Genomic DNA, 23,787 nt, shown 5'->3' on the forward strand with positions numbered 1-23,787 from the left:
TCCAAGATTCGCCGCAGTTACTGAGTAGCTACCGGCACTTGGAGCGAGATGAAAATTGCATGTCGTGAACGGTAACGAAATCTCGTTAGCGTCCTTATCTAGAACTTCCAATTTTGCATACCGCCTTTAAGTTGCAGTACAGGAGATAGCAGGCATGGCCCTGCTACAACTCCTTACTCCCCGCATGTAACTTCTAGATAGCGTACTCCCGCCCTGGTCTCTTTGGGTTTGGTCGCCTGGTTCTCCCAGGGTGCCGAGTGCGCTACCTAGAAGTTATCTGCACACATGAAATCTACAAAGAGATTGAAACCAATGACCACTACAAAGCACCTCCCTATCTCATTGCCCGATGGTAATGGGAATATGCACCTTTTCGTACCTGACACCCAAGGTATGTACAACCTGACTGATATGTGGCGAGTCCTGGGCCTCTCCAGGGCAAAGCAGCCTAGCCGATGGAATAACGAGACTAAGCGGCACCTGGAGCGAGAACGAAATTTCGTTAGCGTTAATGGTGATGCCGGTTTCACCCTTGCAACTGAGGCGGGAACTATCGCCTATGCAATGTGGGTATCTACCGAGTTCTACAGCATGGTTATCGCCACCTTCATAGCCGTCCGCAATGACGCTGTGTTGTCGTCCTTTGCCCTGGAACAACTGGCATCCCAGCACCGTAGCATGTTCGAGCACAACGCCCGCAAGCTGCGAGCTGCTGACCGCCTGGACAGGTGGCGCACCATGCCATGGCACCTTGCCTGTTACCTGTGTGGCATCGACCATCCTGATAAGGCCCGCGCTTACGTCTGGCAGCGCTTCGGGTTCTGGAGCATCCGGCACACCCCTCGTCGCACTGTGTACCAAGTAACGCACCTGGGCGAGCGTCACGGCTTCGAGTGTCGCAATCGTGGGAACTACGGCACTGAGCTGGCGCTAACCCGGACTGCACGGCACTGGCTGCTCGATAACGCTAACGAGATTAACGAGGCGACAGCATGAGTGGCTACCGGCGCACGTTCGACTACGGCGGCGAGCTGGCACTAGCTGATGAAGACGACACCGTAAATGGACGGGCGCCTTATTTGCTCGACACCGTAACAAGCGTCACCACCAACGCCGACCAGCGAGGTGTCCAGATGCTGAATCACCTGCACGACATACACACAGGCCAGCGCATCAAACAGCGCAACTCCTAACCTTACATCCCCCCCCCAACCATACACATCGGCACACGCGCTCATCTGGTGGCTCCCCGGAGCTGCTGGAGGCGTGCCCGTGTCCGCAATCCAAGCGAGGACTTAAGACCAAATGAACATTTCTGCCCAACTCATCAACGCAATCAAAGTACCACCAGCAACCGAACTGCTGAACGCCTACACCAAGGCCCAGGCACAGGCCGACATCCAACAGCAGGGCGTAGCGGCCACCGTAGACGCCGTGTGCCACCGGTTCCGAGAGAAGCGCTCTATGCTGATTCCAGGCCGCTCCCAGGATGACCAGAAGCTCAAGCAATTGGGGCTGGTACAGAATGAGGTACGCATCGCCCTGGAGCTGCTCGACCGAACTGGCCGACTCCCTGGCGAACTGCCTGCCAATCTGCCGCACCCTGACCAGTACAGCAACACCTTCGCATGGCTCGCCGCACACGCCCAGGCCATCAAGACCCAGGCAGCCGACAGTGCACTGCTCAAGAACCCGACCGGCCTGCATGGCTACGAGTACCCCGAGTGGCACAAGCACCTGACGCAGTACGCCCCGGACTTGCCCGAGCTGTTCATGCAACTGGCAGGCTCGATGACCCGTAGCGACTTCGGACGAGACACCACTATCACCCCGACTTACTACGATGCCTGGAAGCCTGTAGGCCCACTGGTGCATGAGTTGCTGTTTGCCAAGGGCCGTGGTGCTGCTCTGGGTGCCAAGCTGCTGGACTCCATGCCGCAACTGGTAAGCGCCCTGTACTGGCGCCAACCTGCCCGCGAGTGCTTCGAGGTGATGCAAGGTGCTCTGCTGTCCGCTACCGATGCCGATGCCCTGGTAGTAGCTGGCTGGACTGTCAAACACACCCAGGCGCTTGAGGCTGCATGCTCCATGTCTGGCCTTATCAGCCAAGCAAACGGGCGCCGACCTGCCACCGTGCGCATCGCTGCCTTTGAGTTGAACTGCGAACGCCTGGGCGCTGCCTTGAAGCGTCAAGCCGATGCTCTGGAGAAGGCCGAGGAAGGTAAGCGGGAACAAGCTCGACTGCTGGAGGAACGCTCCGAGCGTAAGGCTAAGGCCCAGCGCATTGCCGACCTGATGGCAAAGCTCGATGACGACACGATCACCCGCGAGGAACTGCAAGAACTGGACGGCCTACAGCGGGCACAGTACCAGCACTAACGCATGACGTTGGCCAACAAGAGGGAGGGGCAGTAACGCCCTTCCTGCTGGTGACACCAAGGCGGGATAGTTGACACCATGTACCAACACGGGGGCATCTGTCTTTTTCTGCTTGTGGCAGGTGTCACTACGGGGCCTCCTAGCTCGATGGATAGCACGCCACCGGAGAGCTACCAACGTGCAATCAATCCGGCACCTGGGCACAACCGAATCAATGCAGTAGTGCGAGCCTGCGGCTAGGCAGCACCTACCCCAGTGGGTGACCTCATGTGTCACAATTGCTGTCACAACCCCTGTCACAAGTCGTTGCCACGGCACCATCGGCCTAGGTAGGATTAGGCACCCTTACTCCTTGTCATCACCCCTCGGCAAAGCGCATCTCGCGGGTTTGCCCCATCAACAACGGCGCATTCGCCTCGGTCACCCCTCGGATGTAATCCCACAGCAGGGTAATGCGCTTCAACTTGCGCAAGTCCTCCCGGCAATACATCCAGAACTGTCGCGTCACCTCGATCTGCTCAGGTAACACCGTGACCAGGCGCGCATCCTGCGCCGCCAGAAAACACGGCAAGATCGCCAACCCTCGCCCCTGCAACGCCGCCGTGTACTGTGCGATCACACTGGTACTGCGCAGGTGCGCGCTGGCGTTGGGAATCAGATTGGCCAAGTACAGCAGCTCGGAGCTGAACGCCAGGTCATCCACATAGCTGATGAACGGATGGCCAACCAGGTCGCTGACCTGGTCGATCGGCGCATGGTTGTCCAGATAATCCTGGGTCGCATACAGCCGCAGCCGGTAGTCGCACAGCTTGCAGCACACATACGGCCCATGCTCGGGCCGCTCCAAAGCGATGACGATGTCCGCCTCGCGCTTGGACAGGCTGATGAAATGCGGCAGCGGCAGAATATCCACCGATATCGCCGGGTAGGCATCGACGAAATGGCTCAACTGCGGGGTGACGAAAAAGCTGCCGAAGCCTTCCGTACACCCCATGCGCACATGGCCCGACAACGCCACGCCTGAACCGGACACCTGTTCGCAGGCCATGTGCAGCGTGCTTTCGATCGACTCCGCATAACCGAGCAAGCGCTGCCCCTCGGCAGTCAGGACAAAGCCATTGGTCCGGGATTTCTCGAAAAGAAGTGTACCCAACGCACCTTCCAGCGAAGTGATGCGCCGCGACACCGTGGTGTAGTCGACGCTCAGGCGTTTGGCCGCGCTGCTGGCCTTGCGGGTGCGTGCCACTTCGAGGAAGAACTTCAAATCGTCCCAGTTCAGCGAACTGAGGGAGGTCAGGTCTTTTTGCATGTTGATCCGGTTTTTTTGTGCGTTCTTGTTGGATGTTTGCACATCTATACTCGAAAAAAGCCCCATGACGCCACCTCGCGTTTGCACGGCGCTGGCGATCTCGTCCTGACAATAATTCCAAGGAGAACGCAGATGAACGCACCCCAATCCCCCGACCAGACCAAGGTCGAGCAGGTCAAGCTGCTGATCGACGGCCAGTGGGTCGAGTCCAAGACCACCGAATGGCGCGACATCGTCAACCCGGCCACCCAGCAGGTGCTGGCGCGGGTGCCGTTCGCCACCGTCGAAGAAGTGGATGCCGCCGTGGCGGCTGCCGAGCGCGCCTTCAAGACCTGGCGCGACACCCCGATCGGCGCACGCATGCGCATCATGCTCAAGCTGCAGGCGTTGATCCGCGAACACAGCAAGCGCATTGCCCTGACCCTGAGCGCCGAGCAGGGCAAAACCATTGCCGATGCCGAAGGTGATATTTTCCGAGGCCTGGAAGTGGTCGAGCACGCCGCCTCCATCGGCACCTTACAAATGGGCGAGTTCGCCGAAAACGTCGCCGGCGGAGTCGACACCTACACGCTGCGCCAACCCATCGGCGTGTGCGCCGGCATCACCCCGTTCAACTTCCCGGCGATGATCCCCCTGTGGATGTTCCCCATGGCCATCGTCTGCGGTAACACCTTCGTGCTCAAACCGTCCGAGCAGGACCCGCTGTCGACCATGATGCTGGTCGAGCTGGCGCTGGAAGCCGGGGTGCCGGCCGGTGTGCTGAACGTGGTCCACGGCGGCAAGCAGGTAGTGGATGCGATCTGCACGCACAAGGATATCAAGGCGATCTCCTTCGTCGGGTCCACCGAAGTCGGCACCCATGTGTACAACCTGGGCAGCCAGCACGGCAAACGCGTGCAGTCGATGATGGGGGCCAAGAACCACGCCGTGGTCCTGCCCGATGCCAACCGTACCCAGACCATCAACGCCCTGGTCGGTGCCGCCTTCGGCGCCGCGGGCCAGCGCTGCATGGCCACCTCGGTGGCGGTGCTGGTGGGCAAGGCGCGTGAATGGCTGCCCGACATCAAGGACGCGGCCAGCAAGCTCAAGGTCAACGCCGGCAGCGAGCCGGGCACCGATGTCGGCCCGCTCGTCTCCAAGCGTGCCAAGGAGCGTGTGCTGGGCCTGATCGAAAGCGGTATCAAGGAAGGCGCCAAGCTGGAACTCGATGGCCGCGAAGTGACGGTCCCGGGTTACGAGCAAGGCAATTTCGTCGGCCCGACCCTGTTCTCCGGTGTGACAACCGATATGCAGGTCTACACCCAGGAAATCTTCGGCCCGGTTCTGGTGACCCTGGCAGTCGACACCCTCGACGAAGCCATCGCCCTGGTCAACGCCAACCCGTTCGGCAACGGCACAGGCCTGTTCACCCAGAGCGGCGCGGCGGCGCGCAAGTTCCAGAGCGAAATCGACATCGGCCAGGTCGGTATCAATATCCCGATCCCGGTACCCGTGCCGTTCTTCAGCTTCACCGGGTCGCGTGGCTCCAAGCTCGGCGACCTCGGCCCGTACGGCAAGCAGGTGGTGCAGTTCTACACGCAGACCAAGACCGTCACCGCCCGCTGGTTCGATGATGACAGCGTCAATGACGGTGTGAACACCACCATCAGCCTGCGCTAAGGAGATCGCCATGCGTATCGCATTCATCGGCCTGGGCAACATGGGCGCCCCCATGGCCCGCAACCTGATCAAGGCCGGGCACCAGTTGAACCTGTTCGACCTGAACAAGACCGTACTGGCCGAGCTCGCCGAACTGGGCGGGCAGGTCAGCGCTTCGCCCAAGGAAGCGGCAGCCAACAGCGAGCTGGTGATCACCATGCTGCCGGCTGCAACCCATGTGCGCAGTGTCTACCTGAACGAAGACGGCGTGCTGGCGGGCGTGCGCCCGGGCACACCGACCGTGGACTGCAGCACCATCGACCCGCAGACGGCGCGCGAGGTGTGCAAGGCCGCTGCGGCCAAGGGTGTGGACATGGGCGATGCGCCGGTTTCCGGCGGCACTGGCGGCGCGGCGGCAGGCACCTTGACGTTCATGGTCGGTGCCAGCGCAGCGCTTTTTGCCACGCTCAAGCCGGTGCTGGAACAGATGGGCCGCAACATCGTGCACTGCGGTGAGGTCGGCACCGGGCAGATTGCCAAGGTCTGCAACAACCTGCTGCTGGGCATCTCGATGATCGGCGTGGCCGAGGCCATGGCGCTGGGCAATGCGCTGGGGATCGACACCAAGGTACTGGCCGGCATCATCAACAGCTCGACCGGGCGTTGCTGGAGTTCCGATACCTACAACCCCTGGCCGGGCATCATCGAAACCGCCCCGGCCTCCCGCGGCTATACCGGTGGCTTTGGTGCCGAGCTGATGCTCAAGGACCTGGGGCTGGCGACCGAAGCCGCGCGCCAGGTGCACCAACCAGTCATTCTCGGAGCTGTGGCCCAGCAGCTGTATCAGGCGATGAGCCTGCGCGGCGAGGGTGGCAAAGATTTCTCGGCGATCGTCGAGGGCTACCGCAAGAAGGATTGACGAGCGAGGTGGACTTCATCGCGGGCCGGCCGGCCTTCCCTCTGTAACTGCGCACCAGAGGGGAGGTTGCCTGCCTCGCGATTTTTTTAACAGCTGGTTTGTCAAAAACTTAGGCGTAATCAGGCAAAGACGAAATATTTACGTACCGTCTCGACCACTTCCCAGGTCCCTTTCATGCCCGGTTCGATCACGAACACATCACCGGCCTTCAGGTGTTTGGGCGCTTCACCTTCCGGGGTGACGATGCAGTAACCCTCAAGAAAGTGGCAGAACTCCCACTTCTCGTAGTTGACCTCGAACTTGCCCGGCGTGCAGATCCAGGTGCCCATGATCTTGCTGCCGTCGGCCGACAGGTAAGCATTGAGGTTGACGGTGTGCGGATCGCCGCCGATGCGCTTCCACTTGGTAGCGTCCACGACCGGTGTCGGGCAAGTTTCGCGCAGGACGGTGATGAAATCGGACATGGCACAACTCCTGGTGACTGGCTGAATGACTCGACACCATAGGGCCATTGGCCGAGCCGCAGTTGCCTGGGCTCGACGTTCAGGTGCCTGACTGCGCTATGTGCATGCGCGTGGGTAAACGCGCTCAGGGCTTGGCCAGCCGCTCGACCAACCCGGCCGCATAGCCTGGCAACCCCGCAAAATCTCGTGCGCACAGCAGCAATCGGCGATTCGCCCAGTCCTCACGCAGCGCCACCCAGTGCAGCGGCAACACGCCTTCCCAGCGCTTCACTGCCGCCAATGGCACCACGCCAACCCCGGCGCCACCTGCAACCATGCGGATCACCCCGTCAAAGCCTTCGGCGCGCACCCGTACGTGCATGCGCCGCCCTTCGCGCAGGGCCTGCTCCTCCAGATACAACGCCAGGGCGCTGTTCGCACCGAGCCCGACATGCCCGTGGGCAAGGCTGCCGATGAAGCTTGGGGCAGGCTCCGAGCTGAGCGGGTGAGCAAGCGGGGTGATCAGTACCAGCGGGTCGTCGCGAAACGGCAGGGTTTGCAGGTGCGTGCTGGGCGCAGCGGTGGAGATGATGCCCACATCGGCCATGCCTTGGCTGATCGACTGCACGATCCTCAGGCTCGGCATTTCCTGCACGTCGACGCTCACACCAGGGTTTTCCGCCAGATACCCGGCCAACTGCTCCGGCAGGTATTCGGTCAGCGCCGCCGTGTTGCACAGCAGGCGCACCTGGCCCTGCTGCCCCTGAGCGTACTGGCCCAAATCGAACTGCAGGCGTTCGACCTGCTGGCCGATCAGCCGAGCATGCTGAAGCAGCGCCTGGCCCGCCGGGGTCGGCTGTACACCGCGGCGGTTGCGTTCCAGCAACGCAGTACCGAGCGAGGCTTCCATGGCACGGATTCGCGCACTGGCAGCTGGCAGCGACAGGTGACTGCAGCGGGCCCCGGCGGTGATGTTGCCGCACTCCAGGGTGTGCCGAAATAGCGTGAGATCAATCAGGTCGAAATGCATCAGCCTCTGTCCTGGCGAGAGTCAGGCTGAGTATATGGCAGATTTTCAGCCGCCCCGTTGCACGCCATGATGGTGGTCATGAATGACCTGATCGCTTTCTATCAACATATCGGGCCGGCTCTGTCCCTGCTGGTAATCATGACGTTCCTGCTGGCGGGCGCGGTGAAAGGGGTGATCGGCCTGGGCCTGCCGACCATCGCGATGGGGCTTTTGGGCCTGGCTATGCCTCCGGCGCAGGCTGCCGCGTTGCTGATCGTGCCATCGACTATCACCAACCTTTGGCAGCTGGCGGCGGGAGGCCACCTGCCGGCGTTGCTGCGGCGTCTCGGGCCGATGCTCGTCATGATCTTTATCGGTACGCTGCTTGGTAGTGCCTGGCTGGGGATCGACAGTGGCCCATGGGCGGCGCATGCGTTGGGCGCGGCGCTGCTGGTGTACGCCTTGTATGGCCTGATCGGGCCTGGCCTGCGGCTGGCGGCAGGCAGAGAAGGGTGGCTTGGGCCGTTGTGCGGGATGCTGACCGGCATCGTGAGCGCCGCCACGGGGGTGTTCGTGATACCCGCAGTGCCTTACCTGCAGAGCCTTGGCCTGAGCCGCGACGAAATGATCCAGGCATTGGGCCTGTCGTTCACCGTCTCGACCCTGGCGCTGGCCCTGGGCCTGGCTGGCCAAGACGCCTTGGGTGGCCAGGCAATGGGGGCTTCATTTTTGATGCTGGCACCGGCGCTCCTGGGCATGCTGGCTGGCCAATGGCTGCGCCAGCGCATCAGCGCCGTGCTGTTCAAACGGTGCTTCTTCATCGGCCTGGCCGCGCTGGGCGGCCACCTGCTGATCAACGGCTAGCGGAGGACGCGCTGAGCATTTCTATCAGCTGGATATCGAAGTCACGCTCAAGGTAGTCCATACGTTTTTCGAAGAACTCGACCATGTGCGGCAACGCCGAATGCACATCCAGCGCCGCTTTGTTGGCCCATACCTCGAAGAATACGAACAGGCTTGGGTCTTCCTTGTCGCGCAGCATGTGGTATTCGATGCAGCCAGGCTCATTGCGGCTCGGTTCAACGTAGGCGCGGAACAGGGTTTCGAATGCTTCGGCCATTTCCGGACGGGTCTTTGCCTTGAGAATGAAGGCGTACTGCTCGCTCATTGATCACAACTCATTTGATGATGGGATGAAGCGATTCTAAGGCAATAATGAGCTTTGGATTCGTGACTTATGGTCAATTGTATTTTGCCCCGCTCACCCTGTATCCCATGCCCCATGATCGCTAATCTGCCGGCCATTGATTCTTGACGCGAGGTCAGCATGAAAAAGATTCTCCTGCTCAATGGCGGTAAACAGTTCGCCCACTCTGAGGGTCGCCTCAACCAGACGCTGCACGAGGCCGCCCTCGCTCATCTCGACCGAGCCGGTTTTGACGTGCAGCAAACCTTCATCGACGCCGGCTACGACGTGCAGGCCGAAGTCGAGAAATTCCTCTGGGCCGATGTGGTGATCTACCAGATGCCGGGCTGGTGGATGGGCGCACCCTGGACCGTCAAGAAATACATCGACGAAGTCTTCACTGCAGGCCACGGCAGCCTCTACGCCAACGATGGCCGGACCCGCTCGGATGCTTCGCAGAAGTACGGTAGCGGTGGCCTGGTGCAGGGCAAGCAGTACATGCTGTCGCTGACCTGGAACGCACCGCAGCAGGCCTTCGACGACCCGAGCGATTTCTTCGAGGGCAAAGGGGTGGATGCGGTGTATTTCCCGTTCCACAAGGCCAATCAGTTCCTCGGCATGACCGGCCTGCCAACCTATCTGGCAGTCGATGTGATGAAGCGCCCGGATGTGCCGGCTGCGTTGGCAGCTTATGAGGCGCATCTGAATGCCGTGTTCGGCGTCGCTCAGTGAAATAGGGCCGCTTCGCGCATCAATCGCCGGCTTGCCGGCGATTGGGGCGCGAAGCGGCCCCTTGCACAGGGGCCGATCACCCGCTATCAATCACGGCATATTCATTGTGTGGTCAATCCTGTGAAAACCCGATCCGAAGAACTCCAGGTATTCGTCGCCGTCATCGACTGCGGTTCGATTTCCGCTGCCGCCGAGCAACTGGGCCAGACGCCTTCGGCGGTCAGCCGCACCTTGGCGCGCCTGGAGGCAAAGCTGGGCACTACGCTGGTCAATCGCACCACCCGGCGCATGGACCTGACCGAAGAAGGGCGCTTTTTCCTCGAGCGTTCTCGGCTGGTGCTCCAGCAAATGGACGACATGGAAGAGCGCCTGTCGATGAACCGCCAGACACCTTCCGGGCGCTTGCGCATCAATGCCGCAGCGCCGTTCATGCTGCATGCGATCCTGCCCTGGATCGGCGAATTTCGCAGCCAGTACCCCGATATCGAGCTGGAACTGAACACCGATGACCTGATCATCGACCTGTTGGAGCAGAGTACCGACGTCGCGATCCGCATCGGTGAGTTGGCCGACTCCAGCCTGCACGCCCGTTCGCTGGGCTGCAGCCCGGTGCAAATCCTTGCAAGTCCGGCTTACCTGGAGCGGCACGGTACACCGCAGCATGTCGAAGACCTGAACCATCACTGCCTGCTCGGTTTCAGCCAGCCCGAGTCACTCAACCAGTGGCCGCTGCGCCATGCCCAAGGCGACCGTTGGGCAATTCGCCCGGCGCTGCTCGCCTCCAGCGGCGAGACCCTGCGCCAGTTGGCGCTGGCCGGGGAGGGTATCGTCAGCCTCTCGCACTTCATGACCCACGAGGACATCCGCGCCGGCCGACTGCAGGTCATTCTGAGCGCTGCCAACAACGGCTACCGCCAGCCTATCCACGCTGTTTATTACCGCAACACGCAACTGGCCCTGCGCATCCAGTGCTTCCTCGACTTCATCCAGCGCAAACTGGCGATGTACGCCTGCTGAGTTGCCTGAACGCGACAAATCCTGTCCATGGGCGGCGAAACTTCCTACAGGTGATTGCACAGTGGACAGGCTTCGGCCTTACTGGGTGATCAACAAAAACAACACCAAGGAAGTGTCATGCGTATTGTCCTGTTCCAGTCCATGGCCCTCGGCGCGGCGATCTTGAGCTGTTCATCGGCCTATGCGCTAACCCTGGAGGGTGGCGCGGTGGCCGCCCCTGATCAATATGGCGCACAGGTGGCCGCCGACATCCTGAAAAAGGGCGGCAATGCGGTGGATGCGGCGGTAGCCACCGCCTTCACCCTGGCGGTGACCTACCCCGAGGCCGGCAACATCGGTGGCGGTGGTTTCATGACCCTGTTCGTCGATGGCAAGCCGTACTTCCTCGACTACCGAGAAGTGGCGCCCAAGGCCGCGACCCGCAACATGTACCTGGACGAAAAAGGCGAGGTCATCGAGAACCTCAGCTTGGTCGGCGCGCGCGCCGCCGGCGTGCCTGGCACGGTGATGGGCCTGTGGGAAGCGCACAAGAAATTCGGCAAGCTGCCCTGGAGCGAGCTGCTGACCCCCGCCATCGGCTATGCGAAAAACGGCTTCAAGATTGCCGAAAAGCAGTATCAGTACCGCAACGACGCCCAGGGCCTGTTCAAGACCGCGACCAACTTCAACGACTATTTCGGCACCATGAAGGTCGGCGAGCTGTTCAAACAGCCAGAAATGGCCCAGACCCTCGAACGTATTGCCGACAAAGGCGTGAGCGAGTTCTACCAAGGCAAGACCGCTGATCTGCTGGTGGCGCAGATGCAGGCCGACAAAGGCCTGATCACCAAAGAAGACCTCAAGGACTACAAGGCCGTCTGGCGTGAGCCCATGGCCCTGAGCTGGCGCGGCAACGTGGTTTACACCGCGCCACCGCCAAGCTCCGGCGGCGTCGCCCTGGCCCAGTTGCTGGGCATCAAGGAAGACCGTGCGGCCGACTTCAAAGGCGTGGCGCACAATTCGGCGCAATACATTCACCTGCTGGCTGAGATCGAGAAGCGTGTGTTTGCCGACCGCGCCGACTACCTGGGCGACCCGGCCTTCACCAAGGTGCCGGTCGACCAGCTGATCGCCAAGGATTATTTGGCCAAGCGCGCCGCGCAGGTCAACGCCAAGGCCATCTCCGCCACCGAGGATGTCAAACCGGGCCTAGAGCCGCACCAGACCACGCACTTCTCGATCGTCGACAAACAGGGCAACGCGGTCAGCAATACCTATACCCTCAACCTCGACTACGGCAGTGGTGTGGTGGTCAAGGGCGCGGGCTTCCTGCTCAACGACGAAATGGACGACTTCAGCGCCAAACCAGGCGCAGCCAATGCCTTCGGTGTGGTGGGCGGTGATGCCAACGCCATCGAGCCGGGCAAGCGCATGCTGTCGTCCATGAGCCCCAGCCTGATGACCCGCGATGGCAAGGTCGAACTGGTGATCGGTACACCGGGCGGCTCGCGGATCTTCACTTCGATCTTCCAGGTGATGAACAACCTGTACGACTACGGCATGCCCCTGGACAAGGCCGTCGCGGCGCAGCGGGTGCACCACCAGTTGCTGCCCAAGGACACCATCTACTTCGACAGCTATGCACCGCTTACCGGCCCGGTGGCCGATGAGCTGAAGAAGATGGGGTATGTGCTCGAGGATCAGGGCTGGGAGATGGGGGATATCCAGGCGATCCGCGTCAACGGGGCGAAGCTTGAGACGGCTTCGGATCCGCGTGGGCGCGGGGTGGGGATGGTCGTTAAATAACCGGCTGCCAGCTCTGCCAGCATCGCGGGCAAACCGGCTCCCATCGCTATCGAGGGGGCCGGTTTGGCGGCTGGGGGCCGCCAAGCCGGCCCCAACAGGCTAAGGTCAGACCCGGAACTGGCTGACCAGCGTCTGCAGGTGCCCACCCAGGCGTGCCAGTTCGACACTGGACGCCGCCGTCTCATCACTGGCCGCTGCGGTCTGCTCCGACACATCGCGCACATTCAGAATGCTGCGGCTGATCTCCTCAGCCACCGCGCTCTGCTGCTCGGCTGCCGCGGCAATCTGCTGGTTCATCGACTGGATGCTCGACACCGTGCTGGTGATGTTTTCCAGCGAAGTGCCGGCCTTGCGCGCTAGTTCGACACTGCTGTCGGTCAGGGTGCGGCTGCCTTGCATGGCGTTGGCCACTTGCTGGGTACCGTGTTGCAGGCCTGCCACTAATTCTTCGATCTCTTCGGTGGATTTCTGCGTGCGCTGGGCCAAACCACGCACTTCGTCGGCGACCACGGCGAAACCACGCCCTGCTTCACCGGCACGGGCGGCTTCGATGGCAGCGTTGAGCGCCAGCAGGTTGGTCTGTTCGGCTACCGACTTGATCACATCCATGACGCTGCCGATCTTCTGGCTTTCCTGCTGCAGCAGGTTCATGGCTTCGGTAGAGCGGTGCACTTCCTCGGCCAGGCGTTCGATCTGGCTGATCGCTTCGCCAACCACGCGATCACCTGCGCGTGCTTCGTCGTCGGCACCGGTGGCTGCGTGGGAAGCCTGTTCGGCATTGCGCGCGACTTCCTGAACGGTCGCGGCCATTTCGTGCATGGCGGTAGCGACCTGATCGGTTTCGACCTTCTGGCTGTTTGCGCCAGCGCTGGTCTGCTCGGTGACCGCCGACAGTTCCTCAGCGGCGCTGGCGATCTGCGTGACACCGTCGCGGATGCCGGTGATGAGCTCGCGCAGGGTGGTGCCCATGCGGGCGATGCCCTGTTGCAGCACGCCGATCTCGTCGCGGCGGGTAACCCGCAGGTCGTGGGTGAGGTCGCCACCGGCGATGCGCTCCACCGCTTGCAATGTGTCGTGCAGCGGGCGGGTGATCTGGCGGGTGATCAGCACCGCTGCCAGCACACCGACCAGCAAGGCCAGCAACGTGGCGATGGTCTGCAGACTGCGTGCCTGGGCGCTCTCGGCGTCGCGGCGGTCGATCTGGATCTTGTACAGCGCGTCGCTGCGCTTGACGATGTCGCCGCCTTGCACGGTCATCTCCGCACGGGCGGTGGTGATTTCGGCGACTGCAGCGCGGAACTGGCGCACGGCCTCACGGTAGGTCTGTATCGATTGCTCCAACTGCTGCACCCGCGTGGCTTCGGCGGGCAGCTGACGCTTCAGGGTGTCGATCTCGGCAAGGGCCAACTCCAGCTGGCGCAGGGCGGCTTGTTCGTTGGCCGCAGAGTTGTCGGCAATGTAACCGCGCACATCCACCCGCACTTGCAGCAGTTGCTGGCGCGCCTTGCTGATCAGTTGGTATTGAGCCAGGCGCACGCTATCGGCCTCGGGGCGGCCCATGACTTCCTCGCCCAGCAACGCCATGGCCTCGTCGGTCTTGGCAGCCGATACGTTCATCGCGTCACGTGCAGCCAGCGAGCCTTTGTAGCCTGCACGCATCTTGTTCAGCGAGACTTCGTACTCGCTGATGGTCTGGCCCAGCTCTTTGAGCAGCTTGACGTTTTCCGGGCTCTTGAAAGTACTGACCAGGTATTGCTGCTGTTTGCTGAAGGCATCCAGCTTGGCCTGGGTGTTCGCTGCTGCAGCATCGTCGCCATTGGCGATCATGTACTGCAGGCGCGCCACGCGCAGGTCGGTCAGGTCTTTGTTGAGCTTGCCGATGTCGCCCATCCAGTTGCTGCGGTCGATGAGGCTGCCCAGGCTGGTCCAGCCGGTGAGGGCCAGCAGGCCGGTGAGGACCAGCACCAGGCCGAAGCCCAGGCCGAGTTTGAGGTTGACGCTGATGTTGGCAAACCAGCTGTTCATGCACGCTCTCCAGAAATGATTTCGCTCACTTGATCAATTGTCGATCGCTAGGCGTTGTTGTTCTGGATGCCCGCTGAATCGTGCAGGGGTTATCGGCAAATGGCGAGGAAGCTGAAACGCTTTTTCGACTCAATTGCGACACCGCGCACGGCAGCTGGCGTGCCATGCGCAGGGGGCCTCGAAACGTCAAAGGTTGGGCGCACTGAACGTGTCGCAGCTGTTCACTTCGCCTTGGGCAAACCCGGCCTTGAACCACCGCACCCGCTGCGCCGAGGTCCCATGGGTAAAGGAGTCCGGGACCACGCGCCCTTGGCCTTTTTGCTGCAGCCGGTCATCACCGATGGCGTTGGCTGCATTCAGCGCTTCCTCGACGTCCCCCGGCTCAAGCCAGTTCAGCCGTTGCTGCGCCTGGTATGCCCATACCCCGGCCAGGCAGTCGGCCTGCAACTCCTGGCGCACCAGCAAGCCATTTTCACCCTCCAGGCGCTGGCCTGCGCGGCGCGCCGCATCGACCTTGGCCGACACGCCAAGCAACGTCTGCACGTGGTGGCCGATCTCGTGGGCGATCACGTAGGCCTGAGCGAAGTCGCCTGCAGCGGCGAAGCGGGTTTCCATTTCACGGAAGAACGACATGTCCAGGTACACCCTTTGGTCAGCAGGGCAGTAGAACGGCCCCACCGCCGCTGAAGCGAAGCCGCAGGCGGAATTGACCTGGCCGCTGAACAGTACCAGCTTGGGGTCGCGATACTGCTTGCCAGCCTGGGAGAACAACGCCTTCCAGGTGTCTTCGGTGTCGCCCAGGATCGACGCGACGAACTGGGCCTGCTCGTCGTTGGCCGCTGGGGCCTTGTTGCCCACGCTGCTTGGAGCCTGCTGCTGCTCCATTTGCCCGGTGAGCTGGCCGAGGATCTGCAGCGGGTCCTGGCCAGTGAGCCAGCCGATGCCGACGATCAGAAGGATGGCTCCGAGCCCGAGGCCCTTGCCACCGCCAAAGCGCATGCCACCACCGCCGCCACCTTGGCCACGGGCATCGACCACGTTGTCGCTACGACGGCCTTTTCGCCATTCCATGAAGTGCACTCCAGAGCGTGAAACATGAAGACATAGGTTAGTTCACGCCAGCCAAAGGTACTAATGCATAACCATTTGGTTAAGTAACGGTCGGCGGAATTCAATATTCATCTGCTTCGACCTATCCGAAACTGCAAGTCCGCCTGCGAACCACAGGTGTTTTGATAACTCCAAGAGAGGAAAACGGCATGCCCGCCCAGGACAACAGCCGCTTCGTGATCCGTGATCGCAACTGGCACCCCAAGGCCCTGACGCCCGACTACAAGACTTCTGTTGCCCGCTCGCCGCGCCAGGCATTGGTCAGCATTCCGCAGTCGATCAGCGAAACCACCGGCCCGGATTTCACCCACCTGGGCTTCGGCGCCCACGACCATGACCTGCTGCTCAACTTCAACAACGGTGGCCTGCCGATTGGTGAGCGCATCATCGTTGCCGGCCGCGTCGTCGACCAATACGGCAAGCCAGTGCCCAATACCTTGGTAGAAATGTGGCAAGCTAACGCCGGTGGCCGTTATCGCCACAAGAACGATCGCTACCTGGCCCCGCTGGACCCGAATTTCGGTGGCGTCGGCCGCTGCCTGACCGACAGTGATGGCTACTACAGCTTCCGCACCATCAAGCCCGGCCCCTACCCATGGCGCAACGGCCCGAACGACTGGCGCCCGGCGCACATCCACTTCGGTATCAGCGGCCCGTCGATCGCCACCAAGCTGATCACCCAGCTGTACTTCGAGGGCGACCCGCTGATCCCGATGTGCCCGATCGTCAAGTCGATCGCCAACCCTGAAGCGGTGCAGCAACTGATCGCCAAGCTCGACATGAGTAACGCCAACCCCATGGATTGCCTGGCGTACCGCTTCGACATCGTGCTGCGCGGCCAGCGCAAGACCCACTTCGAAAACTGCTGAGGACCCCGCCATGCCAATCGAACTGCTGCCGGAAACCCCCTCGCAGACCGCCGGCCCCTACGTACACATCGGCCTGGCCCTGGAAGCGGCCGGTAACCCCACCCGTGACCAGGAAATCTGGAACCGAATGGCCAAGCCAGAGGCGCCGGGTGAACACATCCTGTTGATCGGCCATGTGTACGACGGCAACGGCCACTTGATCCGCGATTCATTCCTTGAACTCTGGCAAGCCGATGCCAATGGCCAGTACCAGGATGACTGCAACCTGGAAAACGCCTTCAACAGCTTCGGTCGCACTGCCACCACTTTCGATGCCGGTGAGTGGACCGTCCAGACCGTCAAACCGGGGGTGGTGAACAACGCTGCCGGTGTGCCGATGGCCCCGCACATCAACATCAGCCTGTTTGCCCGCGGCATCAACATCCACTTGCACACGCGGCTGTACTTCGAGGATGAGGCCGAGGCGAACGCCAAGTGCCCGGTGCTCAACCTGATCGAGCAGCCGCAGCGCCGTGAAACCTTGATTGCCAAGCGTTGCGAGGTGGACGGCAAGACGGCGTATCGGTTCGATATCCGTGTTCAGGGGGAAGGGGAGACGGTCTTCTTCGACTTCTGATACAACTGGGGCCGCAAAGCGGCCCCAATTTCCGCCGATCAGCGTCGAACCAGCAATACCCCACTTTCCATGTGGTGGGTATACGGGAACTGGTCAAACAGCGCACAGCGTTCAATGCGATGCGTGTCCTGCAACTGCTCGATGTTGGCCGCCAGCGTTTCCGGGTTGCACGAGATGTACAGAATCCGTTCGAAGCGCCGCGTCAGCTCGCACGTATCCGGGTCCATCCCCGCACGTGGTGGGTCGACGAACACCGTACCGAAGGCATAACGCTTCAGGTCGATCCCTTCCAGCCGGCGGAACGGGCGAACCTCATTCAGCGCTTGAGTCAGCTCTTCTGCCGACAGGCGCACCAGGCGCACGTTATCCACAGCGTTCTCTTCGAGGTTGCTCAGGGCGGCATTGACCGAGGTCTTGCTGATCTCGGTGGCCAGCACCTGGCGTACCCGGGTAGCCAGCGGCAGGGTGAAGTTGCCGTTGCCGCAGTACAGCTCCAGCAGGTCGTCATCGCGCTCGCCGAGTGCGTCGTAAGCCCAGCTCAGCATCTTCTGGTTCACCGCGCCGTTGGGCTGGGTGAAGGCGCCTTCGGGCTGGCGATAGCTGAACACGCGGCCAGCCACGTCGAGTTGTTCCACGGCGTAATCACGGCCGATGACCAGCCGCTTGCCTTTGGAGCGGCCGATCAGGCTCACGCCCAGTTCTTCGGCTAGCTGCCGCGCTGCCACTTCCCAGGCCTCGTCCAGCGGGCGGTGGTAGCACAGGGTGATCATCGCATCGCCGGCAAGGGTGGTGAGGAACTCCACCTGGAACAGGCGATTGCTCAGTTCTTCACTGGCCTGCCAGGCCGCCTTGAGGCGTGGCATCAGTGCATTGATGCGCTCGCTGGCAATGGGGAAATCGTCGATCAGGATGGCCTTGTGCTTCTCGCCCGGGGCGAACATCGCATAGTGGCGCTGGCCGTCCTCGCGCCACAGGCGGAACTCGGCACGCAAGCGATAATGCTCGCGCGGCGAGTCGAACACAGCGGGCTGCGGCGCACCGAAGGGGGCCAGCAGCTCGCGCAGGCGGGTAACCTTGGCCTGCAGTTGCGCGTCGTAGGCGCTAGGGTCGAAGACAGCACTCATGCGTTGAACCAGCCCAGCTTGATGACGAACAGGATGGAAAGGATCACCAGTGCCGGGTTCAGCTCGTGGCGGCGGCCGGAGATCAGTTTGACCGCAGTCCAGCAGATGAAACCGAAGGCGATGCCGTTGGCGATCGAATAGGTCAGCGGCATGGCCAGGGCGGTGACCACTACCGGTGCGGCCTCGGTCACGTCGTCCCAGTTTATTTCCGCCAGGCCCGAAGCCATCAGCACGGCGACGAACAGCAATGCCGGTGCGGTGGCGAAGGCCGGTACGCTACCGGCCAGCGGGGCGAAGAACAGCGCCAGCAGGAACAGCACGGCCACCACGATGGCGGTCAGGCCGGTGCGGCCACCGGCGCTCACGCCTGCCGCCGACTCGATGTAGCTGGTGGTCGTCGAGGTGCCCAGCAGCGAACCGGCCATGGCCGCGGTGCTGTCGGCGATCAGGGCACGGCCCATCTTCGGCATGTGGCCGTCCTTGCCCATCAGGCCGGCGCGTTTGGCCACGGCGATCAGGGTGCCCGAGTTGTCGAACAGGTCGACGAACAGGAACGCAAAGATCACGCTGACCAGGCCCACGTCCAGGGCCCCGGCGATATCCAACTGCAGGAAGGTCGGTGCCAGCGACGGTGGCATCGACACGATACCGCCGAATGGTGTGACGCCCATCGCGATCGCCGCGACCGTCACTGCGAGAATGCCGATCAGCACTGCGCCGCGCACCTTGAGCGATTCAAGGCCCACAATCAGGAAGAAACCGAGCGTGGCAAGAATGACCGACGGCTGCTTGAGGTCACCCATGCCCACCAGGGTGGCCGGGTTATCGACGACGATGCCGGCGTTATGCAGGGCAATCAGCGCCAGAAACAGGCCAATGCCGGCAGCGATGGCCGAGCGCAGCGGCAGCGGGATGCTGTTCACGATCCACTCGCGTATGCGGAAGATCGACAGCAGGAAGAACATGACTGCCGAGAGGAACACCGCGCCCAGCGCCACCTGCCAGGTGTGGCCCATGTGCAGGACCACGGTGTAGGTGAAGAACGCGTTCAAGCCCATGCCTGGCGCCAAGGCGATCGGGTAGTTGGCAATCAGGCCCATGGTCGCCGAGCCGATGGCCGCAGCCAGGCAGGTGGCGACGAAGATCGCGCCCTTGTCCATGCCGGTTTCGCCGAGAATGCTCGGGTTGACGAACAGGATGTAGGCCATCGCCAGGAAGGTGGTGACGCCCGCAAGAATCTCGGTGCGCACGTTGGTGTTGTGTGCTTTTAGTTGAAACAGCCTTTCCAGCATGCCCGCTCCCCGAGGCGCCCCCGGCGCCGTGAATGTATCGACCCCATCAGCAAAGCACAGGCCGTAGCGGCTGCCGTGGTTTTGCGTGGGGAGGAAAAAAGCCGCGCATCATACCAGCATGGCTGGCAGGGGCCTATGGCCGTTCAGGCCGCCGTCAACCATTGTGCAATCGATCCCGCGTAGCCAGTGTCGGGAACAACTTTATCCACACGCCGGTCACCACCAAGGTGCCCACGCCCCCCAGCACCACCGCCGGCACCGTGCCGAACCAGTGCGCCGTGACCCCCGATTCGAACTCGCCGAGCTGGTTGGAGGCGCCGATGAACAGGCCGTTGACCGCGCTTACCCGGCCACGCATCTCGTCCGGTGTTTCCAGTTGCACGAACGCACCGCGTATCACCATGCTGATCATGTCTGCCGCACCCAGCACCACCAGTACCGCCAGCGAGAACCAGAATGAGGTCGACAGGCCAAAAGCGATGGTGGCCACGCCGAACACCCCGACGGCGGTGAACATGGTGCGGCCGACCTTGCGCTCTACCGGGAAGCGCGCCAGCCAGAACGACATCAGCAGCGCGCCCACCGCGGGCGCCGACCGCAACAACCCCAGGCCCCACGGCCCTGTGAGCAGGATGTCCTTGGCGAACACTGGCAGCAGCGCGGTGGCGCCTCCCAGCAGCACGGCGAACAGGTCAAGGGAAATCGCCCCGAGAATGTCTGGACGGCTACGGATGAAACGGATCCCGGCCAGCAACGACTCCAGGCTGGCGCGCCCTCGCTGCGGCACCTGCTGGCGCGAGTTCAGGCTCAGCATCAGCAGGCATGCAATGGCATACAGGACCACGGTAGGGCCGTACACCCAAATGCTGCCGAAGGCATAAAGAAACCCGCCCACGGCCGGGGCGACGATGGTCGCCGCCTGGGTGGCCGAGGCTGAGGCCGCGACCGCCCGAGGAAACAGCCCGGGCGGCACCACATTGGGCAGCAGCGCCTGGGTGGCGGGCATTTCGAACGAGCGGGTAGCGCCGAGCAGGAAGGCGAGGGCGAAGATCAGTTCGCGGCTGACGTTGTCGGTGGCGCTTCCCAACGCCAGCATCAGGGCGATCAGGCCCTGCAGGGTCTGGCACAGAGCCGCGACCTTGCGCCGGTCAAAGCGGTCAGCGACATGCCCGGTGTGCAGCATGAACAGCACCCGCGGGGCGAATTCGACGAGCCCGACCAGGCCCAGGTCGAGCACATTGCCAGTCAGCTGGTAGAGGTGCCAGCCAATGGCCACGGTGAGCATCTGGAAACCGCTGGCGGTGAACACACGGGCCAGCCAGAAGGCAATGAAAGGGCGGTGATGGCGCAACAACTGCGGTGCGGAATCGGACATCGGAAACCTGTGGCCTCGGCGCAGTAGACGGGGGCGGCAGATTATCATCTGTTTGTAACAAACGGTTACTGTTTGCCTGTGTCGGCACGCTTCCACCGGCTTTGGAAGCCCATGAGGCAACTGGTCACGCGGCAAACAACCGCACCGCCTGGCGGGCCATTCAGGACTATGCTTGGTACCAATCGTTGATCTGGATCAATCGTTCCAGAAGCAACGAATTGGCCTATGGGTCGAAATCCCTGCGATCGAACAGAACAATTCCAACGTGCCGCACTCGACACTAACGCGGGGGCTGTGGGCAACGGGCCACGAGCCCGAAGCCGGATTACCTGAAGAGGAAGCATCATGTTCGGAATAGAAGCCCTTGAGCTCGCCCGAATTCAGTTTGCCTTTACCGTGTCGTTCCACATCCTGTTTCCGGCCATCACCATTGGCCTGGCCAGTTACCTGGCGGTTCTCGAAGGCCTTTGGCTGAGGACCAACGAGCAGGTCTACCGTGACCTTTACCATTTCTGGTCGAAGATCTTCGCCGTGAACTTCGGCATGGGCGTGGTTTCGGGCCTGGTCATGGCCTATCAGTTCGGTACCAACTGGAGCCGTTTTTCAGATTTCGCCGGCGCTGTCACGGGCCCACTGCTCACCTATGAGGTGCTGACGGCCTTCTTCCTGGAGGCAGGCTTCCTCGGCGTCATGCTGTTTGGCTGGAACCGTGTGGGCCGGGGCCTGCACTTTTTCTCAACGGTGATGGTGGCCTTGGGGACGCTGGTATCGACTTTCTGGATCCTGGCGTCCAACAGCTGGATGCAGACCCCGCAAGGCCACGAGATCATCGATGGTCGGGTCGTGCCGGTGGACTGGCTGGCGATCATTTTCAACCCCTCGTTCCCCTACCGCCTGATGCACATGGCCACCGCCGCGTTCGTTGCCACTGCCTTCTTCGTTGGCGCCTCGGCGGCCTGGCACCTGCTGCGCGGGCGGGATAACCCGGCGGTGCGCAAGATGCTGTCGATGGCCATGTGGATGGCGCTGATCGTTGCCCCCATTCAAGCTGTGATCGGTGATTTCCACGGGCTCAACACCCTCAAGCATCAGCCGGTGAAAATTGCCGCAATCGAAGGCCACTGGGAAAACGTCCCTGGCGAGCCAACCCCGCTGATCCTGTTCGGCATCCCGGACATGGAAGCCGAAACCACCCGCTTCAAGGTCGAAATCCCGGCGCTCGGTAGCCTGATCCTTACCCACAGCCTGGATAAACAAGTGCCTGCGATGAAGGAGTTCCCGCGCGAGGACCGTCCCAACTCGACCATTGTCTTCTGGTCGTTCCGGGTCATGGTGGGGCTTGGTTTCCTGATGATCTTCGTTGGCCTGTGGAGCCTCTGGCTGCGCAAGCGCGGCACGCTCTACACGTCGCGCCCATTCCTGTACCTGACGCTGTGGATGGGGCCATCGGGGCTGATCGCCATTCTTGCCGGCTGGTTCACGACCGAGATCGGCCGCCAGCCGTGGGTGGTGTATGGGCTGATGCGCACGTCGGAGGGCGTGTCCAACCATAGCTACGCCCAGCTGGGCTTTACCCTGATCGCATTCGTGGTGGTGTACTTCGCGCTGTTCGGCACGGGCCTGGGCTACATGATGCGCCTGGTGCGCAAAGGGCCGAAAACCGGCGAGGGCGATGAGCACACCCCAGGTGGCCCAGGCCAGAAACGCACGCCGGCACGGCCGCTGTCCGCTGCCGATGAAGGCCACAAGGCCACTGCCCCCAGCCTGAGCAAGGAGAACTGAGCCATGGGTATCGATCTTCCGCTGATCTGGGCCGTGATCATCATTTTCGGCGTCATGATGTACGTGGTGATGGACGGTTTCGACTTAGGGATCGGCATGCTCTTCCCCTTCGTCGAGGCTGAGCGGGACCGTGACGTGATGATGAACACCGTCGCCCCCGTATGGGACGGTAACGAAACCTGGTTGATCCTGGGCGGCGCCGGGCTGTTCGGGGCCTTTCCGATGGCTTATTCGGTGGTGCTCGAAGCGCTTTATCTGCCGCTGATCCTCATGCTGATCGGCCTGATTTTCCGCGGAGTGGCGTTTGAGTTCCGCTTCAAGGCCAAGGACCACAAGCGTCACATCTGGGACAAAGCGTTCATCGGCGGTTCACTGGTGGCGACCTTCTTCCAGGGGGTGGCGCTTGGGGCGTTCATCGAGGGCTTCAAGGTCGTGGACCGGCACTACGCCGGTGGCACGCTCGACTGGCTGACCCCGTTCAGCCTGTTCAGTGGCCTGGGGCTGATCGTTGCCTACACCTTGCTTGGCTGCACCTGGCTGATCATGAAGACCGAGGGGCCGCTGCAAGCGCAGATGCACAAGCTCGGCCGGCCGCTGGCCCTGGTGTTGCTGGTGGTGATCGGCATCGTCAGCCTGTGGACGCCGATCGCTTACCCACAGATCGCCGATCGCTGGTTCAGCATGCCTAACCTGATCTGGTTCATGCCGGTACCGCTGCTGGTGCTGGTAACCTTCTACGGGTTGTTCAAGGCGGTGGCACGCAGTGCCAACTACACCCCGTTCCTGCTGACCCTGGTGCTGATCTTCCTGGGCTACAGCGGCCTGGGTATCAGCCTATGGCCGAACATCATTCCACCGTCGATCTCGATCTGGGAGGCAGCCGCGCCGCCGCAGAGCCAGGGCTTCATGCTGGTCGGCACGTTGTTCATCCTGCCATTCATCCTGGGGTACACCTTCTGGAGCTACTACGTGTTCCGAGGCAAGGTCACCCACGAAGACGGCTATCATTAGGAGGGCCCATCATGGCTGGCAAGCATGGCCTTGAAGAGAAGAAACCCCTGTGGCAACGCCTGGGCTGGCTGGTGCTGATCTGGGCCGCGAGCGTGGCCGCCCTGGGTGTGGCGGCCTATGTGATGCGGCTGTTCATGAGCGCGGCGGGGTTGACCACCCATTGATG

23 protein-coding genes are annotated in these 23,787 nt (G+C 62.0%); 14 read left to right on the plus strand and 9 right to left on the minus strand.

The window, feature by feature from the left end; translation table 11 throughout:
• Positions 1-363: 363 nt before the first annotated feature.
• The 3 genes from JNA92_RS21380 to JNA92_RS21390 all read left to right on the plus strand — a co-directional run bounded on the left by JNA92_RS21380 (position 364) and on the right by JNA92_RS21390 (position 2,379).
• The gene (locus JNA92_RS21380) at positions 364-996 is read left to right on the plus strand and encodes a KilA-N domain-containing protein (RefSeq protein WP_241806524.1); all 633 of its coding nucleotides are present in this window, start codon (positions 364-366) and stop codon (positions 994-996) included.
• Positions 993-1,193 carry a hypothetical protein gene (locus JNA92_RS21385; protein ID WP_241806525.1) on the plus strand — a complete coding sequence of 67 codons (201 nt, stop codon included), beginning with the start codon at positions 993-995 and terminating at the stop codon, positions 1,191-1,193. Before JNA92_RS21380 ends, JNA92_RS21385 begins: the two co-directional genes overlap by 4 nt.
• Positions 1,194-1,305: 112 nt before the next feature.
• The gene (locus tag JNA92_RS21390) at positions 1,306-2,379 is read left to right on the plus strand and encodes a hypothetical protein (protein ID WP_241806526.1); all 1,074 of its coding nucleotides are present in this window, start codon (positions 1,306-1,308) and stop codon (positions 2,377-2,379) included.
• A gap of 358 nt (positions 2,380-2,737) precedes the next feature.
• Here JNA92_RS21390 and JNA92_RS21395 read toward each other — a convergent pair whose 3' ends face one another.
• Entirely contained in the window at positions 2,738-3,688 is a 951-nt protein-coding gene (locus tag JNA92_RS21395) for a LysR family transcriptional regulator (RefSeq protein WP_241806527.1), read from the minus strand.
• A 132-nt stretch (positions 3,689-3,820) separates the two neighbouring features.
• On the opposite strand from JNA92_RS21395, the gene JNA92_RS21400 reads away from it, so the two are divergent.
• Positions 3,821-5,347 (plus strand): CoA-acylating methylmalonate-semialdehyde dehydrogenase, encoded by a 1,527-nt coding sequence (locus tag JNA92_RS21400; protein WP_241806528.1) that lies wholly within the window; start codon positions 3,821-3,823, stop codon positions 5,345-5,347.
• A 10-nt stretch (positions 5,348-5,357) separates the two neighbouring features.
• On the plus strand, positions 5,358-6,245 hold the full coding sequence (gene mmsB / locus JNA92_RS21405; protein WP_241806529.1) for a 3-hydroxyisobutyrate dehydrogenase: 888 nt from the start codon (positions 5,358-5,360) through the stop codon (positions 6,243-6,245).
• 119 nt (positions 6,246-6,364) lie between these two features.
• On the opposite strand, the gene JNA92_RS21410 is transcribed toward mmsB, so the two are convergent.
• Positions 6,365-6,709: a cupin domain-containing protein gene (locus JNA92_RS21410; protein ID WP_241806530.1), complete on the minus strand. Its 345-nt coding sequence runs from the start codon at positions 6,707-6,709 to the stop codon at positions 6,365-6,367.
• A gap of 124 nt (positions 6,710-6,833) precedes the next feature.
• Positions 6,834-7,718, minus strand: coding sequence for a LysR family transcriptional regulator (locus tag JNA92_RS21415; protein WP_241806531.1), 885 nt, complete (start codon positions 7,716-7,718; stop codon positions 6,834-6,836).
• Between the two features lie 78 nt (positions 7,719-7,796).
• Between JNA92_RS21415 and JNA92_RS21420 the strand changes: the two genes are divergently transcribed.
• Positions 7,797-8,561, plus strand: coding sequence for a sulfite exporter TauE/SafE family protein (locus tag JNA92_RS21420; protein ID WP_241806532.1), 765 nt, complete (start codon positions 7,797-7,799; stop codon positions 8,559-8,561).
• On the opposite strand, the gene JNA92_RS21425 is transcribed toward JNA92_RS21420, so the two are convergent.
• Entirely contained in the window at positions 8,551-8,865 is a 315-nt protein-coding gene (locus JNA92_RS21425; protein ID WP_241806533.1) for a putative quinol monooxygenase, read from the minus strand. The genes JNA92_RS21420 and JNA92_RS21425 overlap by 11 nt on opposite strands.
• A gap of 159 nt (positions 8,866-9,024) precedes the next feature.
• Between JNA92_RS21425 and JNA92_RS21430 the strand changes: the two genes are divergently transcribed.
• From JNA92_RS21430 to ggt, 3 genes are all read left to right on the plus strand, one after another.
• Positions 9,025-9,615 carry an NAD(P)H-dependent oxidoreductase gene (locus JNA92_RS21430; RefSeq protein WP_241806534.1) on the plus strand — a complete coding sequence of 197 codons (591 nt, stop codon included), beginning with the start codon at positions 9,025-9,027 and terminating at the stop codon, positions 9,613-9,615.
• A gap of 120 nt (positions 9,616-9,735) precedes the next feature.
• Positions 9,736-10,632 (plus strand): LysR family transcriptional regulator, encoded by an 897-nt coding sequence (locus tag JNA92_RS21435; protein ID WP_241806535.1) that lies wholly within the window; start codon positions 9,736-9,738, stop codon positions 10,630-10,632.
• 117 nt (positions 10,633-10,749) lie between these two features.
• Entirely contained in the window at positions 10,750-12,417 is a 1,668-nt protein-coding gene (ggt, locus tag JNA92_RS21440; protein WP_241806536.1) for a gamma-glutamyltransferase, read from the plus strand.
• Positions 12,418-12,522: 105 nt separating this feature from the next.
• Here the strand turns inward: ggt and JNA92_RS21445 are convergent, their stop codons facing one another.
• Positions 12,523-14,442 (minus strand): methyl-accepting chemotaxis protein, encoded by a 1,920-nt coding sequence (locus JNA92_RS21445; protein WP_241806537.1) that lies wholly within the window; start codon positions 14,440-14,442, stop codon positions 12,523-12,525.
• A 186-nt stretch (positions 14,443-14,628) separates the two neighbouring features.
• Positions 14,629-15,513 (minus strand): KPN_02809 family neutral zinc metallopeptidase, encoded by an 885-nt coding sequence (ypfJ, locus tag JNA92_RS21450; RefSeq protein WP_241806538.1) that lies wholly within the window; start codon positions 15,511-15,513, stop codon positions 14,629-14,631.
• 188 nt (positions 15,514-15,701) lie between these two features.
• On the opposite strand from ypfJ, the gene pcaH reads away from it, so the two are divergent.
• Positions 15,702-16,421 carry a protocatechuate 3,4-dioxygenase subunit beta gene (pcaH, locus tag JNA92_RS21455; RefSeq protein ID WP_241806539.1) on the plus strand — a complete coding sequence of 240 codons (720 nt, stop codon included), beginning with the start codon at positions 15,702-15,704 and terminating at the stop codon, positions 16,419-16,421.
• A gap of 10 nt (positions 16,422-16,431) precedes the next feature.
• Positions 16,432-17,037, plus strand: a complete 606-nt coding sequence (gene pcaG, locus JNA92_RS21460; protein WP_241806540.1) for a protocatechuate 3,4-dioxygenase subunit alpha — start codon at positions 16,432-16,434, stop codon at positions 17,035-17,037.
• Between the two features lie 38 nt (positions 17,038-17,075).
• Here pcaG and trmA read toward each other — a convergent pair whose 3' ends face one another.
• The 3 genes from trmA to JNA92_RS21475 all read right to left on the minus strand — a co-directional run bounded on the left by trmA (position 17,076) and on the right by JNA92_RS21475 (position 20,828).
• Positions 17,076-18,161, minus strand: coding sequence for a tRNA (uridine(54)-C5)-methyltransferase TrmA (gene trmA / locus JNA92_RS21465; RefSeq protein ID WP_241806541.1), 1,086 nt, complete (start codon positions 18,159-18,161; stop codon positions 17,076-17,078).
• The gene (locus tag JNA92_RS21470; RefSeq protein ID WP_241806542.1) at positions 18,158-19,453 is read right to left on the minus strand and encodes an NCS2 family permease; all 1,296 of its coding nucleotides are present in this window, start codon (positions 19,451-19,453) and stop codon (positions 18,158-18,160) included. The genes trmA and JNA92_RS21470 overlap by 4 nt, the downstream gene beginning before the upstream one ends.
• 154 nt (positions 19,454-19,607) lie before the next feature.
• The gene (locus JNA92_RS21475; RefSeq protein WP_241806543.1) at positions 19,608-20,828 is read right to left on the minus strand and encodes an MFS transporter; all 1,221 of its coding nucleotides are present in this window, start codon (positions 20,826-20,828) and stop codon (positions 19,608-19,610) included.
• A gap of 345 nt (positions 20,829-21,173) precedes the next feature.
• Between JNA92_RS21475 and JNA92_RS21480 the strand changes: the two genes are divergently transcribed.
• Genes JNA92_RS21480 through JNA92_RS21490 form a run of 3 tightly spaced genes read left to right on the plus strand, consistent with a single transcriptional unit; the run spans position 21,174 to position 23,785 of the window.
• Positions 21,174-22,610 carry a cytochrome ubiquinol oxidase subunit I gene (locus JNA92_RS21480; RefSeq protein ID WP_241806544.1) on the plus strand — a complete coding sequence of 479 codons (1,437 nt, stop codon included), beginning with the start codon at positions 21,174-21,176 and terminating at the stop codon, positions 22,608-22,610.
• 3 nt (positions 22,611-22,613) lie between these two features.
• Positions 22,614-23,621 (plus strand): cytochrome d ubiquinol oxidase subunit II, encoded by a 1,008-nt coding sequence (cydB, locus tag JNA92_RS21485; protein ID WP_241806545.1) that lies wholly within the window; start codon positions 22,614-22,616, stop codon positions 23,619-23,621.
• A gap of 8 nt (positions 23,622-23,629) precedes the next feature.
• Positions 23,630-23,785 (plus strand): DUF2474 domain-containing protein, encoded by a 156-nt coding sequence (locus JNA92_RS21490; RefSeq protein ID WP_241806642.1) that lies wholly within the window; start codon positions 23,630-23,632, stop codon positions 23,783-23,785.
• Positions 23,786-23,787: the final 2 nt, after the last annotated feature.

Origin of the sequence: Pseudomonas putida (genome assembly GCF_022627325.1) — a bacterium.
GTDB classification, from domain to species: Bacteria; Pseudomonadota; Gammaproteobacteria; order Pseudomonadales; family Pseudomonadaceae; genus Aquipseudomonas; species Aquipseudomonas putida_X.